The sequence below is a fragment of the Pseudomonas sp. CFBP 8758 genome, assembly GCF_014841725.1.
Lineage (GTDB): Bacteria > Pseudomonadota > Gammaproteobacteria > Pseudomonadales > Pseudomonadaceae > Aquipseudomonas > Aquipseudomonas baltica.
This window is the reverse complement of the sequence record NZ_JACYUK010000004.1, coordinates 454,537-469,997: the sequence shown is the minus strand read 5'-3', so window position 1 is coordinate 469,997 and position 15,461 is coordinate 454,537. Positions and strand designations below refer to the sequence as shown.

Annotated in this window: 14 protein-coding genes; 9 read left to right on the top strand and 5 right to left on the bottom strand. The window is 65.6% G+C overall.

Going from position 1 to position 15,461, the window contains the following annotated elements:
- The first annotated feature begins 4 nt into the window (after positions 1-4).
- The 9 genes from ribD to ribA all read left to right on the top strand — a co-directional run bounded on the left by ribD (position 5) and on the right by ribA (position 7,116).
- Entirely contained in the window at positions 5-1,162 is a 1,158-nt protein-coding gene (gene ribD, locus IFT75_RS11580; protein WP_192054893.1) for a bifunctional diaminohydroxyphosphoribosylaminopyrimidine deaminase/5-amino-6-(5-phosphoribosylamino)uracil reductase RibD, read from the top strand.
- A gap of 45 nt (positions 1,163-1,207) precedes the next feature.
- A complete protein-coding gene (locus IFT75_RS11575) occupies positions 1,208-1,870 on the top strand; it encodes a riboflavin synthase (protein WP_122475606.1) in 663 nt (220 codons plus the stop codon).
- 34 nt (positions 1,871-1,904) lie between these two features.
- Entirely contained in the window at positions 1,905-2,996 is a 1,092-nt protein-coding gene (ribBA, locus tag IFT75_RS11570) for a bifunctional 3,4-dihydroxy-2-butanone-4-phosphate synthase/GTP cyclohydrolase II (protein WP_192054891.1), read from the top strand.
- Positions 2,997-3,128: 132 nt separating this feature from the next.
- A complete protein-coding gene (gene ribH, locus IFT75_RS11565; RefSeq protein WP_122475602.1) occupies positions 3,129-3,605 on the top strand; it encodes a 6,7-dimethyl-8-ribityllumazine synthase in 477 nt (158 codons plus the stop codon).
- The gene (gene nusB, locus IFT75_RS11560) at positions 3,602-4,102 is read left to right on the top strand and encodes a transcription antitermination factor NusB (RefSeq protein ID WP_122475600.1); all 501 of its coding nucleotides are present in this window, start codon (positions 3,602-3,604) and stop codon (positions 4,100-4,102) included. The genes ribH and nusB overlap by 4 nt, the downstream gene beginning before the upstream one ends.
- A 17-nt stretch (positions 4,103-4,119) precedes the next feature.
- Positions 4,120-5,085: a thiamine-phosphate kinase gene (gene thiL / locus IFT75_RS11555; protein WP_192054890.1), complete on the top strand. Its 966-nt coding sequence runs from the start codon at positions 4,120-4,122 to the stop codon at positions 5,083-5,085.
- Positions 5,082-5,591: a phosphatidylglycerophosphatase A family protein gene (locus IFT75_RS11550; RefSeq protein WP_049860803.1), complete on the top strand. Its 510-nt coding sequence runs from the start codon at positions 5,082-5,084 to the stop codon at positions 5,589-5,591. The genes thiL and IFT75_RS11550 overlap by 4 nt, the downstream gene beginning before the upstream one ends.
- A gap of 34 nt (positions 5,592-5,625) precedes the next feature.
- Positions 5,626-6,372, top strand: coding sequence for a substrate-binding periplasmic protein (locus IFT75_RS11545; RefSeq protein WP_192054873.1), 747 nt, complete (start codon positions 5,626-5,628; stop codon positions 6,370-6,372).
- Between the two features lie 102 nt (positions 6,373-6,474).
- Complete coding sequence (gene ribA, locus IFT75_RS11540) at positions 6,475-7,116, top strand: GTP cyclohydrolase II (RefSeq protein WP_122475596.1); 642 nt, start codon at positions 6,475-6,477, stop codon at positions 7,114-7,116.
- 43 nt (positions 7,117-7,159) lie between these two features.
- On the opposite strand, the gene dxs is transcribed toward ribA, so the two are convergent.
- From dxs to IFT75_RS11515, 5 genes are all read right to left on the bottom strand, one after another.
- Complete coding sequence (gene dxs, locus IFT75_RS11535; RefSeq protein WP_192054871.1) at positions 7,160-9,058, bottom strand: 1-deoxy-D-xylulose-5-phosphate synthase; 1,899 nt, start codon at positions 9,056-9,058, stop codon at positions 7,160-7,162.
- Positions 9,059-9,128: 70 nt separating this feature from the next.
- The gene (ispA, locus tag IFT75_RS11530; RefSeq protein ID WP_122475592.1) at positions 9,129-10,016 is read right to left on the bottom strand and encodes a (2E,6E)-farnesyl diphosphate synthase; all 888 of its coding nucleotides are present in this window, start codon (positions 10,014-10,016) and stop codon (positions 9,129-9,131) included.
- Positions 10,013-10,255: an exodeoxyribonuclease VII small subunit gene (locus IFT75_RS11525; protein ID WP_090360636.1), complete on the bottom strand. Its 243-nt coding sequence runs from the start codon at positions 10,253-10,255 to the stop codon at positions 10,013-10,015. Before IFT75_RS11525 ends, ispA begins: the two co-directional genes overlap by 4 nt.
- Before the next feature lie 79 nt (positions 10,256-10,334).
- Positions 10,335-11,360, bottom strand: coding sequence for an NAD(P)-dependent alcohol dehydrogenase (locus IFT75_RS11520; protein WP_192054870.1), 1,026 nt, complete (start codon positions 11,358-11,360; stop codon positions 10,335-10,337).
- 8 nt (positions 11,361-11,368) lie between these two features.
- The gene (locus IFT75_RS11515) at positions 11,369-15,454 is read right to left on the bottom strand and encodes an SDR family oxidoreductase (RefSeq protein WP_192054868.1); all 4,086 of its coding nucleotides are present in this window, start codon (positions 15,452-15,454) and stop codon (positions 11,369-11,371) included.
- Between the last annotated feature and the right edge of the window lie 7 nt (positions 15,455-15,461).

Here is a 15,461-nt window from a genome sequence, read left to right as displayed (position 1 = left end):
GAGCATGCCCGACCCGACGGCCAGTGATACCCGGCACATGGCCCGCGCGTTGGAGTTGGCGCGCAAAGGCGTGTATTCCACTCATCCCAACCCGCGCGTGGGTTGCGTGATCGTGCGTGACGGTGAAACGGTCGGCGAAGGTTGGCACGTCCAGGCCGGCGGCCCCCATGCCGAGGTGCACGCTCTGCGCCAGGCCGGCACCCGCGCGCGGGGCGCCACGGCCTATGTAACACTCGAGCCGTGCAGCCACTACGGGCGTACGCCGCCATGCGCCGAGGCGTTGGTCGAAGCCGGCGTGGCGCGGGTGGTGGTGGCCATGCAGGACCCCAATCCGCAGGTGGCCGGACAGGGCCTTGAGCGCCTGCGACAAGCGGGCATCGCCGTCACGTGCCCGCTGCTTACCGCCGAGGCCCGGGCACTGAACCCCGGATTTCTCAAACGCATGGAACACGGCCAGCCCTACGTTCGGGTAAAACTGGCCATGAGTTTGGACGGGCGCACGGCCATGGCCAGCGGCGAGAGCCAGTGGATCACCGGGCCTGCCGCGCGTTCGGCAGTGCAGCGCCTGCGGGCGCAATCCAGCGCCGTACTGACCGGCGCCGACAGCGTGATTGCCGACGGTGCGCGGATGACCGTGCGCGCCACCGAGTTGGGGCTGGATGCCGAGGATACCGAGCTGGCAACGCGCCGCGTGCCATTGCGCATTCTGATCGACGGCCGCCTGCGGGTGCCGCTGGATGCGCCGTTCTTCCAGGCCGGGCCGGCGCTGGTCGTGACCTGCGCAGACGCAACGGATCACCCCGAATACGTTCAGGCCGGTCACGAACTGCTGAGCCTGCCGGGCAGGGATGGGCGAGTCGATCTGCCGGCTCTGTGCGGCGAGTTGGCGCGCCGAGGCCTCAACGAAGTCCTGGTGGAAGCCGGAGCGAGCCTGGCAGGGGCCTTCGCCCGCCAAGGCCTGGTGGACGAGTATCAGATATTCATTGCCGCCAAGTTCATGGGCTCCACGGCGCGGCCGTTGCTCGACTGGCCACTGACGCACATGAGCGAATCGGCGCAGTTGCAGATCATCGACATGACGGCGGTGGGCGACGACTGGCGCGTGATCGCCGTCCCGACCCTTGCGCTACATCCCGCTACGGCCCCGGCAAAGCGCGTATAATTTCCGGCTTGCGCCTCGCGCCAGCCTTGTTCTCGAGGAGGACTCATGTTCACCGGCATCATCGAATCCATCGGCAGCATCCGTGCGTTGACCCCCAAGGGCGGTGACGTGCGCGTACACGTCGACACCGGCAAGCTCGACCTGGGCGATGTCAAACTCGGCGACAGCATTGCCATCAATGGCGTCTGCCTCACGGCCGTCGAACTGCCGGGCAACGGCTTCGTCGCCGACGTCAGCCGCGAAACCCTGGACTGCACCGCTTTCCACCAGCTCAAGAACGGCAGCCGGGTCAACCTGGAAAAGGCCCTGACCCCCACCACGCGTTTGGGTGGGCACCTGGTCAGCGGCCATGTCGATGGCGTCGGCGAGGTGGTTTCACGCCAGGAAAACGCCCGCGCCGTGGAATTCCGTATCCGCGCGCCGAAAGAGTTGGCCAAGTACATCGCCCACAAGGGTTCGATCACCGTCGACGGCACCAGCCTGACGGTGAACGCCGTGGATGGCGCCGAGTTCGCATTGACGATCATTCCGCACACGCTGAGCGAAACCATCATGGACGACTACCGTCCAGGTCGCCTGGTCAACCTCGAGGTCGATCTGCTGGCGCGCTACTTGGAGCGTCTGCTGCTGGGCGACAAGGCCAGCGAGCCGAGCCAGGGTGCCATCAGCGAAAGCTTCCTGGCGGCCAACGGCTACCTGAAATCCTGAACAGCGCGCTGTTCTGAACACAAGGGGGTGCCGCGTGGCGCTCAACACGATCGAAGAGCTGGTGGAAGATATCCGCCAGGGCAAGATGGTCATCCTGATGGATGACGAAGACCGCGAAAACGAAGGCGACCTGATCATGGCCGCCGAATGCTGCAAGGCCGAGCACATCAACTTCATGGCCCGCCACGCGCGTGGCCTGATCTGCATGCCGATGACCCGCGAGCGCTGCGAGACGCTCAAGCTGCCGCTGATGGCGCCGCGCAACGGGTCGGGCTTCGGTACCAAGTTCACCGTGTCCATCGAAGCGGCCACCGGCGTGACCACCGGCATCTCCGCCGCCGACCGCGCCCGCACGGTGCAGGCCGCGGCTGCGGCCGATGCGCGCGCCGAGGACATCGTCAGCCCTGGGCACATCTTCCCGTTGATGGCCCAGGCGGGCGGCACGCTGGCCCGCGCGGGCCACACCGAGGCTGCGTGCGACCTGGCACGCATGGCCGGCTTCGAGCCCAGCGGGGTGATCTGCGAGGTGATGAACGACGACGGCACCATGTCGCGCCGTGCCGAACTGGAAGTGTTCGCGGCCCAGCATGACATCAAGATCGGCACCATTGCCGATCTGATCCACTATCGGATGATCCATGAACGTACCGTTCAGCGGATTGCCGAGCAGCCGCTGGACAGCGAACTGGGCCAGTTCAACCTGGTGACCTATCGTGATTCGGTCGAAGGCGACGTGCACATGGCGCTGACCCTGGGCACAGTGGTGGCGGACCAGCCGACCCTGGTGCGGGTGCATAACATGGACCCGCTGCGCGACCTGTTGATGGTCAAGCAACCGGGCCGCTGGAGCCTGCGCGCGGCGATGAGCGCGGTTGCCGAGGCCGGCAGTGGCGTGGTGCTGTTGCTCGGTCACCAGCAGGACGGCGACGTGCTGTTGGCGCATCTGCGGGAAAGTGCCGGGCAGGCCGCGGTGAAAACCCCGACCACCTACAGTATCGTCGGCGCCGGTTCGCAGATCCTGCGCGACCTGGGCGTGCGCAAGATGCGCCTGCTCAGCTCGCCAATGAAGTTCAATGCGATATCCGGATTCGATCTGGAAGTTGTAGAATACGTGCCCTCCGAATAAAGACAGGCTGCAAGGGTTGCGGCGGTGCCGATGCATCGGCCTGCCCGTGACCTGTAGTCTCGATGTTCGTGATCCATTATCCGCAGAGGCCGCCTGCAGGCGGCCTGGCTCTTTAAGATGAGACAGACCCGAATGACCCTGAAGACCATCGAAGGTAACTTCATCGCCCCCAAAGGCCGCTACGCCCTGGTGGTTGGCCGCTTCAACAGCTTCGTCGTCGAAAGCCTGGTGAGCGGCGCCGTCGATGCCCTGGTTCGCCACGGCGTCAGCGAAAGCGACATCACCCTGATTCGCGCCCCGGGTGCGTTCGAGATCCCGCTGGTCGCGCAGAAGGTTGCGCAGCAAAGCGAATACGCCGCGATCATCGCGCTGGGCGCGGTGATTCGAGGCGGCACGCCGCACTTCGAATACGTTGCCGGCGAATGCACCAAGGGTCTGTCCCAGGTGTCGATGGAGTTCGGTGTGCCGGTCGCCTTCGGCGTACTGACCGTGGACACCATCGAGCAAGCCATCGAGCGCTCCGGCACCAAGGCTGGCAACAAGGGTGCGGAAGCTGCGCTTTCTGCCCTGGAAATGGTCAGCCTGCTGGCGCAGTTGGAGGCCAAGTGATCAACGACGAAAGCGATCGCTTCAATCCACGCGATCCCAAGCCTGCGGACGCCGGCAAGCCCTCACGCAGCGCCAAGCGCCGCGAGGCGCGTCAATTGGCAACCCAGGCCCTGTACCAATGGCACATGGCCAAGCATTCGCTGAACGAGATCGAAGCGCAGTTCCGCGTCGACAACGATTTCGGTGACGTCGACGGCGCCTATTTCCGCGAAATCCTGCACGGTGTGCCGGCCAGCCGCGATGAAATCGACAGCGCCCTGGCGCCGTGCCTGGACATCACCATCGACGAGCTCGATCCGGTCGAGTTGGCCGTGCTGCGCTTGTCCACCTGGGAACTGCTCAAGCGGGTCGACGTGCCTTACCGTGTGGTGATCAACGAAGGCATCGAGCTGGCCAAGGTGTTCGGTTCCACCGACGGCCACAAGTTCGTCAACGGCGTGCTCGACAAGCTGGCGCCGAGCTTGCGTGGCCCGGAAGTGGCAGCGCACAAGCGCTGATCGCGGACATGCAGCCCATGGGCGAATTCGAGCTGATCCGACACTATTTCGCCGCCGCGTCCTGTGCGCGGGCGGGCGATGGTGTGGCCTTGGGCATCGGCGACGATTGTGCCCTGCTGGCGCTGGCGCCGGGCGAGCAGATGGCGGTTTCCACCGACACCCTGGTTGCCGGCGTGCATTTTCCCCAGGGTGCCGACCCCCTCCTGCTGGGCCAGCGCGCCCTGGCCGTCGCGGCCAGCGACCTGGCTGCCATGGGGGCCAGCCCTCTGGGATTCACCCTGGCCCTGACCCTGCCCAGCTTTTCGGCGCAGTGGCTGCAAGGGTTCGCAACCGGTCTGGATGCCATGGCCGAGCGCTGCGGCCTGCGCTTGGTCGGGGGTGATACCACGCGCGGCCCGTTGAGCCTGACCCTGACTGTGTTCGGCCGTCTGCCCCATGGCTTGGCGCTGACGCGTAGCGGTGCCCGGCCGGGTGATCTGCTGTGTGTCGGCGGCAGGCTGGGCGACGCTGCGGGCGCGCTGCCGCTGGTGCTTGGCCAGCGACATGCCGAGCCTGCGGTGGCCGGGCCCTTGCTGGCTCACTACTGGTCACCGCTGCCGCAATTCGCGCTGGGCCAGGCCTTGCGGGGCAGGGCCAGCGCGGCGCTGGATATCTCCGACGGCTTGTTGGCCGACTGCGGCCACATTGCCAGGGCGTCGAAAGTCGCCTTGCGGGTGGAACGCGAGCGACTGCCGGTGTCCAATGCCCTGCAGTCGCTGCTCGGCCTGGAACAGGCCTGGTCAGCGGCGCTGAGCGGGGGGGACGACTATGTACTGGCTTTCACCCTGCCTCCTGAAGAAGAAACCACCCTGCGCGCTCAGGGCGCGGTGTTTTTCGTCATCGGCCAAGCGAGTGTTGGCGAAGGCGTCACGCTGGTCGACCGTCACGGCCAGGACATCACCCCGACCATTCGGGGCTACCAACATTTTGCGGAGACACCGTGACAGACCATCCCAACCAGGTTCCAGCGGAGTTCGTGCCCCCTTCGGTGTGGCGTAATCCATGGCATTTCCTGGCCTTCGGTTTTGGCTCCGGAACCTTGCCCAAGGCGCCGGGCACCTGGGGATCGATGGTCGCCGTGCCGTTCATTCCGTTGTGGCAGATGTTGCCCGACTGGGGCTACTGGCTGATGCTGGGCGTAAGCATGCTGTTCGGCATCTGGCTGTGCGGCAAGGTCGCCGACGACCTGCGCGTGCACGATCACGAAGGCATCGTCTGGGACGAGATGGTCGGCATGTGGATCACCCTGTGGCTGGTGCCCGAAGGTTGGGTCTGGCTGTTGGTGGGGTTTCTGGTGTTCCGCTTCTTCGACATTCTCAAGCCATGGCCGATTCGCTGGATAGATCGCCACGTGCATGGCGGTGTGGGTATCATGTTCGATGATGTGCTGGCCGGGGTCTTTGCCTGGTTGGCCATGCAGCTGCTGGTGTGGGGCTGGAGCTTCGTGTGAATCGGCGTGCAGGCCGGCTTTGAGGGCGCAACGGATGGCTGGGTGGCGAGGGTTGCTGGGAGCGGCGATGCTGTTGGTGTGCTGGGCAGCCAGTGCAGAGGTATCGCTGCCGCCGACGCGCATCGATCTGGTCAGCGAAGCCTGGGAAGACTACACCAACGCTGACGGCAGTGGCCTGGCCTGGGACGTGCTGCGCGAGGTCTTCCAGCCGGCAGGCATCGCCGTGGTCACACGCAGCGAGCCCTACATTCGGTCGGTCGGGCTGGTACAGCAGGGTCAGGCCGATGCCTGGGTCGGTTCTTACCAGAACGAGGCACATGCCCTGTACCCGCGCTGGCATTACGACACCGATCATATCTTCGCCTTGAGCCTGGCCGACAAGCCTCAGGTCGATTTCGCCAGCCTGGGCGGCTATCGACTGGCCTGGGTACGCGGCTACCAATTCCAGAAATACCTGCCTAACGTGCGAACCTACAATGAGGTCCAGCGCCGCACCGGCATCTTGTCCATGCTCGAACACGATCGTGCCGACTATTACGTCGATGCCCTGACCGAAATCGAAGTGATCCTGCGCCAGGCCGCCGAGCCCGAGCGTTTCAAGCGCGTGCACGTGGCCGAGTTGCCGCTGTACCTGGGCTTCAGCGACAGTGCGCGTGGCCGGGCATTGCTTGCCGTCTACGATCAGCGCATGGAACAGTTGGTCAAGACCGGGCAGCTGCGCGGGATCTACCAGCGCTGGGGCCAACCCTATCCGTTCGACCCCGCGTTGCCAGCCCCTTGATCGAGCCGCGGCACAGGCGCGACGATCATCCACTGAGCAGGTGCGCAGAGCTGCTGTTACAATACTGCCCTTGTCAAGTTCATCAAGAATCAGGAGCACCCGGTGCCCGTCGTTTTTGTCGCTGCTTCTCAGCTTCCCACGCCTTTCGCTTTGTTCACCATGCATGGTTTTCTCGATGAGGCCACGGGCCGCGAGCATGTCGTGCTCAGCCTGGGCGATGTGGCTGACGGCGCGCCCGTACTGGGGCGCCTGCATTCGGAATGTCTGACCGGGGACGCGCTGTTCAGCCAGCGCTGCGACTGCGGCTCGCAACTCGAGGCCGCATTGCAGGCCATTGCCCGGGAAGGGCGCGGTGTCTTGCTGTACCTGCGCCAGGAAGGCCGGGGTATTGGCTTGCTGAACAAGATCCGTGCCTATGAATTGCAGGACGGCGGTGCCGATACGGTCGAGGCCAACGAGCGCCTGGGCTTCGCTGCCGACCAGCGCGACTACGGCATGTGCGAACCGATGCTCGAGCACTTGGGGGTCAAGGCCTTGCGCTTGATGACCAACAATCCGCGCAAGGTCAAGGCGTTGACCGACATGGGCATCAGCGTGGCCGAGCGGGTACCGCTGCACACCGGGCACAACCCACACAACAAATACTACCTGGCCACCAAGGCCGGCAAGCTTGGCCATATGATGGGCAGCGAGCATCAGGGGGAAGTGGTCGGCACGATCCGCAAGGGTAGTGAAGGGGTGTAGCGCGCTGCAGGGCTGACGGTGTGAGCCCTGCAGCGAAGTGACGTCAGCGTTGCAGCAGGCGCTGGCGCAGGGTAATGGCCGCTTCGATACCCACCGCATCCAGGCCACATTCGGCCAGCATCTGCGCAGGCTTCGCGTGTTCAACATAGGCATCCGGCAAGCCGAGGTGCAACACGGGCTTGAGCACGCCTTCGCGGGCCAGGAATTCACTGACCGCTGAACCTGCGCCACCCATGATGGCATTCTCTTCGAGCGTGACCAGCAGATCGTGGCTGTCGGCCAGCTCACGGACCAGTTGCTCGTCCAGTGGCTTGACGAAGCGCATGTCGGCAACGGTGGCGTCGAGCTTTTGCGCGACTGTCAGCGCCTCGGTCAGCTGCACACCGAACACCAGAATGGCGATGCCACGACCCTTGCGACGCACCACGCCCTTGCCGATCTCGATGCTGTCCAGGCCGTCGCCGATCACTGCGCCCGGGCCATTGCCGCGTGGATAGCGTACGGCCGCCGGCCCTGAGTAGTGGTGGCCGGTGCTGAGCATCAGGCGCAGCTCGTTTTCGTCGCTGGGCGTCATCACCAGCATGCCGGGGATACAGCGCAGGTACGACAGGTCGTAGCTGCCGGCATGGGTCGGACCGTCTTCGCCGACCAGGCCTGCCCGGTCGATGGCGAACAGGACGTCGAGGTTCTGCACCGCCACGTCGTGGATCAGCTGATCGTAGCCGCGCTGCAGGAATGTCGAATAAATAGCCACCACCGGCTTGGCGCCTTCGCAGGCCATGCCGGCCGCCAGGGTCACCGCATGCTGTTCGGCAATGGCGACGTCGAAGTAACGCTCGGGGAAGCGTTCGCTGAAAGCGACCAGGTCCGAGCCTTCCTTCATGGCCGGGGTGATACCGACCAGGCGTTGGTCGGCTTCCGCCATGTCGCACAGCCACTGCCCGAACACGCCCGAGTACTTCGGCCCGCTGGCCTTGGCTGGAGCCACGACCGGAGCGTCGAGCGGGTCGAGCTTGGTGATGGCGTGGTAGCCGATCGGGTCGACTTCGGCCGGGGCGAAGCCCTTGCCCTTCTTGGTGACGACGTGCAGGAACTGCGGCCCCTTGAGGTCGCGCATGTTGCGCAGGGTGGCCACCAGGGTTGGCAGGTCATGGCCGTCGATCGGCCCGATGTAGTTCCAGCCCAGCTCTTCGAACAGGGTGCCGGGAACCAGCATGCCCTTGGCGTATTCCTCGGTGCGGCGGGCGATTTCCCAGGCACCGGGCAGGCGCGATAGCACCTTCTTGCTGCCCTCGCGCATGCTGGTGTAGGTACGGCTGGAGAGAATCTTGGCCAGGTAATTGGACAACCCACCGACGTTGCGCGAAATCGACATGTCGTTGTCGTTGAGGATCACCAGCATGTCGGCATTGACTTCAGGCGCGTGGTTCAGCGCTTCGAAGGCCATGCCTGCGGTCAGCGCGCCATCGCCGATCACGGCAATGGCCTTGCGCCCGCTGTTCTGCAGGCGCGCGCCGATGGCCATGCCCAATGCGGCACTGATGGACGTGCTGGAGTGGCCGACGCCGAAGGTGTCGTATTCGCTTTCGCTGCGCCGCGGAAAGGCGGCGATGCCGTCCTTCTGGCGCAGGCTGGCCATGCGCTCGCGGCGGCCGGTGAGGATCTTGTGAGGGTAGGCCTGGTGGCCGACGTCCCACACCAGACGATCGTCGGGCGTGTCGAAAACGTAGTGCAGGGCGATGGTCAGCTCTATGACGCCCAGGCCGGCACCGAAATGCCCGCCGGTCTGGCCGACCGTATAGAGCAGCTCCTGGCGCAGTTCGTCTGCCAGTGTTTCGAGCTCGGCTTCGCCCAGACGGCGCAGGCCGGCAGGAGTGTCAGCACGGTCGAGCAGAGGCGTCGCCGGGCGTTCGCGGGGGATCTCTTGAAACGTCGTGGGCATCAGGCGAATCGTTATGAGTTCTAGGAATGGATCAGTTTACCTGATGCGGCGTCGGGTGCGCACGCGCTCGTCAGTTGCGTCGCGCCACAATGTAGCGCGCCAGTTCGCGCAACGGCTCGGCAGCGGCGTCGAACGGACGCAATGCATGCAACGCCTGATCGCGCAGATCCAGCGCATAGGCCTTGGCCGCATCGAGCCCGAGCAGCGCCGGGTAGGTCGGTTTGTTCAAGGCGATATCGGCACCCTGGCGCTTGCCCAGGGTGGCGGTATCGCTTTCGACGTCGAGGATGTCGTCCTGCACCTGGAAAGCCAACCCAACCGCCTGCGCGTAAGTCTGCAGGCACTCGAGCTGCGACGGCTGCGCCCGCGCGCTGGCCAGCGCGCCGAGGCGTACGCTCGCCTCGATCAGGGCGCCGGTCTTGTGCCGGTGCATGAATTCGAGCGCCTGCTGGTTCAACTGCAGGCCCACCGAGCCCAGGTCGATGGCCTGGCCACCGACCATTCCCGCCGGGCCAGCAGCCTGGGCCAGCACCTGGACCATGCTCAGTCGTATGGCATCGCTTTGCGGGCTCAGGGTTGGGTCGAGCAGCGCGGTGAAGGCCAGGCTTTGCAGGCCATCACCGGCCAGGATCGCGCAGGCTTCGTCGAACGCCTTGTGCGTGGTGGGCTGGCCACGGCGCAGGTCGTCGTCGTCCATGGCCGGAAGGTCGTCGTGCACCAGCGAGTAGGCGTGGATCAGCTCCACCGCACAGGCGGCGCCATTGGCTTGGGTAGCATCGGCGCCCAATGCCTCGCAGGCGGCGTAGGCGAGCAGCGGACGAACCCGCTTGCCGCCGTTCATGACGCTGTAGCGCATGGCCTGGTACAACCGGGTCAGCTCGGCCGAGGGCGGCACGAACAGGTCTTGCAGGGCGCCGTCCACGCGCTGTTGGCAGAGAGCCTGGTAGGCGGCGATCATTCAGGCTGTTCCGTATCGAAGGGCTCTTCGGTGAGCTCGCCGTCCTTTTCCAGCAGGACCTGCACTTTCTGCTCGGCCTGGGCCAGCGCGCTCTGGCAGTCACGGGTAAGGCGGATGCCGTTCTCGAAAGCGCTCAGCGAGTCTTCCAGCGACAGCTCGCCGTTCTCCAGGCGTTCGACCAGCGTCTGCAGGTCGGCCAGGGATTGTTCGAAATCCAGGGATGCTTTTTTGCGGGCCATGGCAGCGGTCTCGGCGAGAAGGATTGAAACCGGGCGACGTTAGCAGACGGGCGGCTGCGGGGCAAATGGAGCGCCGCGTCTACAGGCCCTGGACCCGCTCTTCGCCGACGTGCATCACGGCTCGATAGTGGACCCGCCCTTTTCGCAACTGCAGTATGGCGTGGTTGACATCTTCCAGCGGCCACGACTGTACCCACGGCAGTACCTGGCGCGCTGCCGCGAAGTCCAGCGTGTCCAGAATGTCCTGGCGCCCGCCGACATTGGCGGTGGTGATGCTCAGGGTCTTGTACATCATGGACGCGATATCGAACGTCACCGGCGGTGGCATGCCGGCAAAACACAGCACGCCGAAGGGGCGGAGCATGTCGACGATGGTTGACCAGTCGCACGCGACCGCGCTGGTCACCAGAATGTAGTCCAGGGCATTGCGGACCTGATTGCACTCCACCGGTTTGCTCAGGTCGATGAAACGGTTGGCGCCCAGGGTCAGGGCATCGCGCTGCTTGTGCGGGCTGCTCGAGAGGGCGGTGACCCGGCAGCCGCGCTTGGCTGCGAACTGGATGGCAAGATGGCCCAGGCCACCAATGCCGACGATGCCGACGGCCATGCCGGGCCAGGTGGCGCGCTTGAGCGCCGTGTGCACTGTGACGCCGGCGCACAGCAGGGGCGCGGCGTGTTCGCTGCTCAGCTCGTCGGGGATGGGGAACACGAAACGGCTGTCGCAGTACAGGTAGTCGGCCAGCCCGCCGTGCTCTCCGTGAGTGCAGGTAGCGATCAGGCAGGGGCAGTGCTGCTCCTCGCCACGCAGACAGAATTCACAGCCCAGGCAGGCGCTGCGGTACCAGCCGACGCCGACGCGTTGGCCCACGCGCACCCCGGCTACGTTTTCACCCACGGCGCTGACGCGGCCGATCACTTCATGCCCGCACACCTGGGGGTAGACACTGGCATCGCCCCAGTGGCCATCTATCAGGTGCAGATCGCTGCTGCACAGACCGCAATGAGTGATCTGAATCTCCACATCCATCGGCCTCAACGGCGGACTGCGGTAGCTGAGCGTCATCAGTTCACGCTGGCGTTGCGCTGCCGCCCAGGCGGTGACCATTCGCCCATTCATCGACTGGCCTGCCCGAGGGTCTGCAGCAATTGCCGAGTCAGTTGGGCGGCCCACTGTGGGCTGAGGCGAATCGGCGAGGTGGCGGGAAACTCGAAATCGTTGCGCGGCGATGGGGCGGTCAGGTCGTCGAGAATCATCGGCAGAATCAGGCGGGTCTTGGCAATGATCGGGTGCTGACGGGAGTCGTTGTCCAGGCGCAGCCGCCAGCGCTCCAGGGGCAGCGGCGCGAAGCTGCCGGCTGCGAGGTTGTCGGCGACCCATCCGCACAGGATCTGCCAGGACAGGGCGCCGTGTGGATGACACAGGTTCGAGGCCCGGCCCAGACTGCCGGCGGGCGCCTGGAGCGTCAGGTTTGCCATGATCTGTGCGGCAACGTCGACAGGCGTCAGATTGACACCCCCTTCCAGGTCGGCCGGCCAGCATCCCAGCAGCATGCATGCGCCCAACAGCAGGCACACGTAGTCGTTATCGTTGATGGTACTGCGCTCGACCTCCAGCGGCGCGGCCAGGTCACCACAGCGGGCGATGATGACCGGCAGGCCATGTTCGCGTGCGGCGTTCAGCGCCAGGGCTTCAGCCACATGCTTGCTTTCCTCGTAGCCTGTACGCGCGCTGCCGCCTGCGGCCAGGGTCGAGACCATGAGCAGCGGCATCGAACCGTTGAGGGCCAGTTGGACGACTTGGGCGGTGCCTTCGACATTGCACCGCACCAGGTTGGCGTAAGGCTTGACCCAATTGACCTCGGCCCCGGCATGCACCACGCAATCCGCGGTCTGCGTGAGGCGCTGGTAGGCGACGGGCGACAGGCCCAAATGTTCGGTCGCCAGGTCGGCGCATGCCATCTGCAGCTTGCCGAGCCAGTCCAGGGGCACGCCGGGCGGAACCAGGCCATGACGCTGCAGGTTGCCCAGGCAGCGCCGACGCGCGTCACTCAGGTTCTGGGCGCGCACCAGGCAAATGACCTGCTCGACCTCGGGCTGGCGGGCCAGGGTGGCGAGCAGGAAGGCGCCGAAAAAGCCCGTGGCGCCGGTCAGCAGGATGCGCTTGCCTGGTTTGGTCCGATAGGCGTGGAGAATGTCTTCCCCGCGCTGCGGTCCGGGAATGAAGACGTAGCGCGCCGCCTCCACGGCGACTTCGCGCAGGATCGCTGCGGCGGGCAGCCCGGCCCGAGTGCGGTCGATGGCCAGTGCCATGCCTTGCAGGCGGGTGTCTTCGAGCAGCGCGGCCAGGGAAAGCTGCACGTCGAAGCTGTGGTTGAGTTCGAGCAGCAGTTCGCTCAGTTGCAGGCTACCGCCGCGGTCGAAGAAATCATCGTCCGGGTGCAATGCGGGGATATCGTTGCCCAACACGGCCTGCCACACCGTGGAAACCTGGGCCTGGGTGGCGGTCAGCGAAACCTGATCCTCGGGCAGTGGCACGGCCTGGCTCAAGTGCGCCTCACTCAGCGCCCCGCGCTTCTGATTGTGACCCGCACCCAGACTGGCCACGGCGTAGTAGGCGCTGGGCACGGCAAAGAACGGCAGGTGCAGGCTGGCCCAGGCGCGCAGGGCGGTGGCCGTGGGCAGATGCTCCGGGCTTGCGGGGACGACGTAGGCCAGCAACTGGCGAGCGGCGCCTTCGTGCCGGCTGCCGATGTGGCTCTGGACTACCAGTGGGTGGCCGTTCAAGACTTGTTCGACGTGTTCCGGATGCACCTTGTAGCCACGTATCTTGAGGTGGGCACTGTCGCGCCCGAGCAACCGCAGGCGGCCGTTACCCAGCCAGACCACACGGTCCCCTGTGTCGAACAGCCCGCCGTTGGGTAGCGGCACGCCGCACGGCTGGCCGAGGTAGCCGCGCAACAGCCCCGGCGTGCGCAGGTGCAGGTGGCCCGCGGCGCCACGGGGCACGGTCTGGCCTTGCCGGTCGAGCACGCGTGCCTCCACGCCCTTGATCAACTGCAAGGTGCCGTCTTCGTGCTTGAGCGCAACGTCGCCGGCTTCGTTGGAACCGTACAGGTCGATCAGGCAACAGTCGGGCAGCAGCGCCTGCACCCGTGAGCGCAGGGCCGCCGACAGGTTCTCGCCGCTGCTCCAGAGTACCCGCAGCCCGGTACAGCAGGCCACGAAGCGAATCTCTTCGCGGACCAGCCCCTGCAACAACGAGGGGGTGATCATGATCTGCTGCAAGTGGTTGTCGGCGATGAAGTGCATCAGGCGCAGCGGATCCAGCACCACCTCATCGGCAATGACCACCGTGGTGCATCGGCTGAGCAGCGGGTAATACAGGTAGCCGGTGAGCCAGGCATTCAGGCCTATGCGCTGCCCCGGTTGCAGGTAGCTCTGCCACAGGCTCAGGGAGTCGAGCATGGCCGGCGCTGGCATCAGTGCCACCTTGGCCGGGCCGCTGGTGCCCGAGGTCAACAGACCGTAGGCGATCGACGAACGCGTGCGCGCCCACTGCGGGCAATCCGCAGGCGCCTGGCGGGCAAACTGGCTTTCCAGCACATGGGGTTGTGCCGCCGGTAGTTGCCGTGCGCTGTCGGTGTCGCACAGCACCAGGCACTCGCCCAGGCGCTCCAGCAACTGCTGGCAATGGTCAGCGCTGTACCAGGCAGGTACCTCGAGATACGGGCGGCCGGCCAGGGCGCAGGCTGTCATGGCAACGGCGGTGTGAATGTTCTTGCGCTTGAACAGCACCGCCCATGCATCGGGCGCCAGGCGGGCTTGCAGAACCCTGGCCAACTGCTGGGCGCGGTCGTGCAACTGCTGCAGGGTCAGGCTGTCGCGTCCATCGCTGACGGCAATGTGATCCGGGTCGGCAGCCACGACGGCGCTGAACGTGGCCAGCCAATCGGGAACGGCTGCCGCGCTTTGGTTGTAATGGTTGAACGTCGCCCAGTCATCGAGGCTGCGCTCGCGCAAGCGCTGCAGGTGCAGCGTGCAGGCTTGGGGCGCGGGCAATGGCGAAGGCCCGGTCCGGCCCTGGGCATCGAGCAGATGGAAGCCGGTTTCGGTCAGCAGGCCGATCACGCACGCCTGGGCCGCCAGCCGGTCGAGCAACTGCTGCTGACCGGCAGCGTCTGCTTCGCTGCAGGCGAGCAGCAATGGCTGGCCGACCAGGTCATGCAGCTCGGGCAGTTTCCCTGCGTCCGTGAACATGAGTGCCAACGTGTCGAGGGCGTGGCAGTTCACTTCGGGGAACTGGGCAATGCTCCAGAGCAGATGGCTGAGATCTTCCTCGCCACGGTGCAACAGGACGATATCCAGCTGCGCCGACGGCGCGCGATGCAGGCTGCGCAGCAGGCCCGCTGGACTGCCCGGCCGATGTCGACCAGCCAGCAGGGCGAAGAAGCGCCAGGTGGGTTGCGCACCGACTGCGCATTCGTCGACCACCGCAGGGTAGGGCTGGTCGGGATGGTGCACTGCGGCGAAACCGGTCGAGCGCTGTGCCTCTTCGTGCCAGCCCTTGAAAAACTGCCAGGCGGGCACTTCTCGCGCTTGCCATTGCAGCATGGCCGCGTTGAAGGGTATGCCCATGAAGTCGCACAGGGTGCTCAAGCCGCCCGGGCCGTCTTGCATCAAGTCGTGATCGCTTTCCAGGGCCAGCAGACTCTGGGCCGGGCACGCCCGCTGCACGCGCCAATACAGCGCCAGCAGCTCCTCGAACCCTGACTCGTCGGGATCGAACCAGGTATTTTCGCCCTGCGTGCCGACGCGATACAGCGAGCGCATGACCGCCAGTGGCTCGCGCACCAGGAAGACGTGCTTGAACTGCTGCAGCCAGCCGTCGTCGATCTGGGCGAAGTCGCAGAACCAGGCGATTTCCTTGCTCAGCAACACCGACTTGCCCGCAGGCAGCGGGCCGTGGGCGAGTGCCTCCAGGGTCTGGCCGTAGGTCGGGACAGGCTCCCGGTTGCCGGTCTTGCGGCGAGTGTCGAGCACGCTGCGGTACTTGTGGGGCCAGTGCTGCATCAGGAAGGGTTCACTCAGCCGCTCGTGCAGCACGTGCACGGCGGGGTGTTCCATCACGCAGCGTTCGAGTGCGGTAGAGCGGCTTCTGGACACGGCCCAGATGATCACTCGCAGCGGTCGCATCAACATGTCCAGC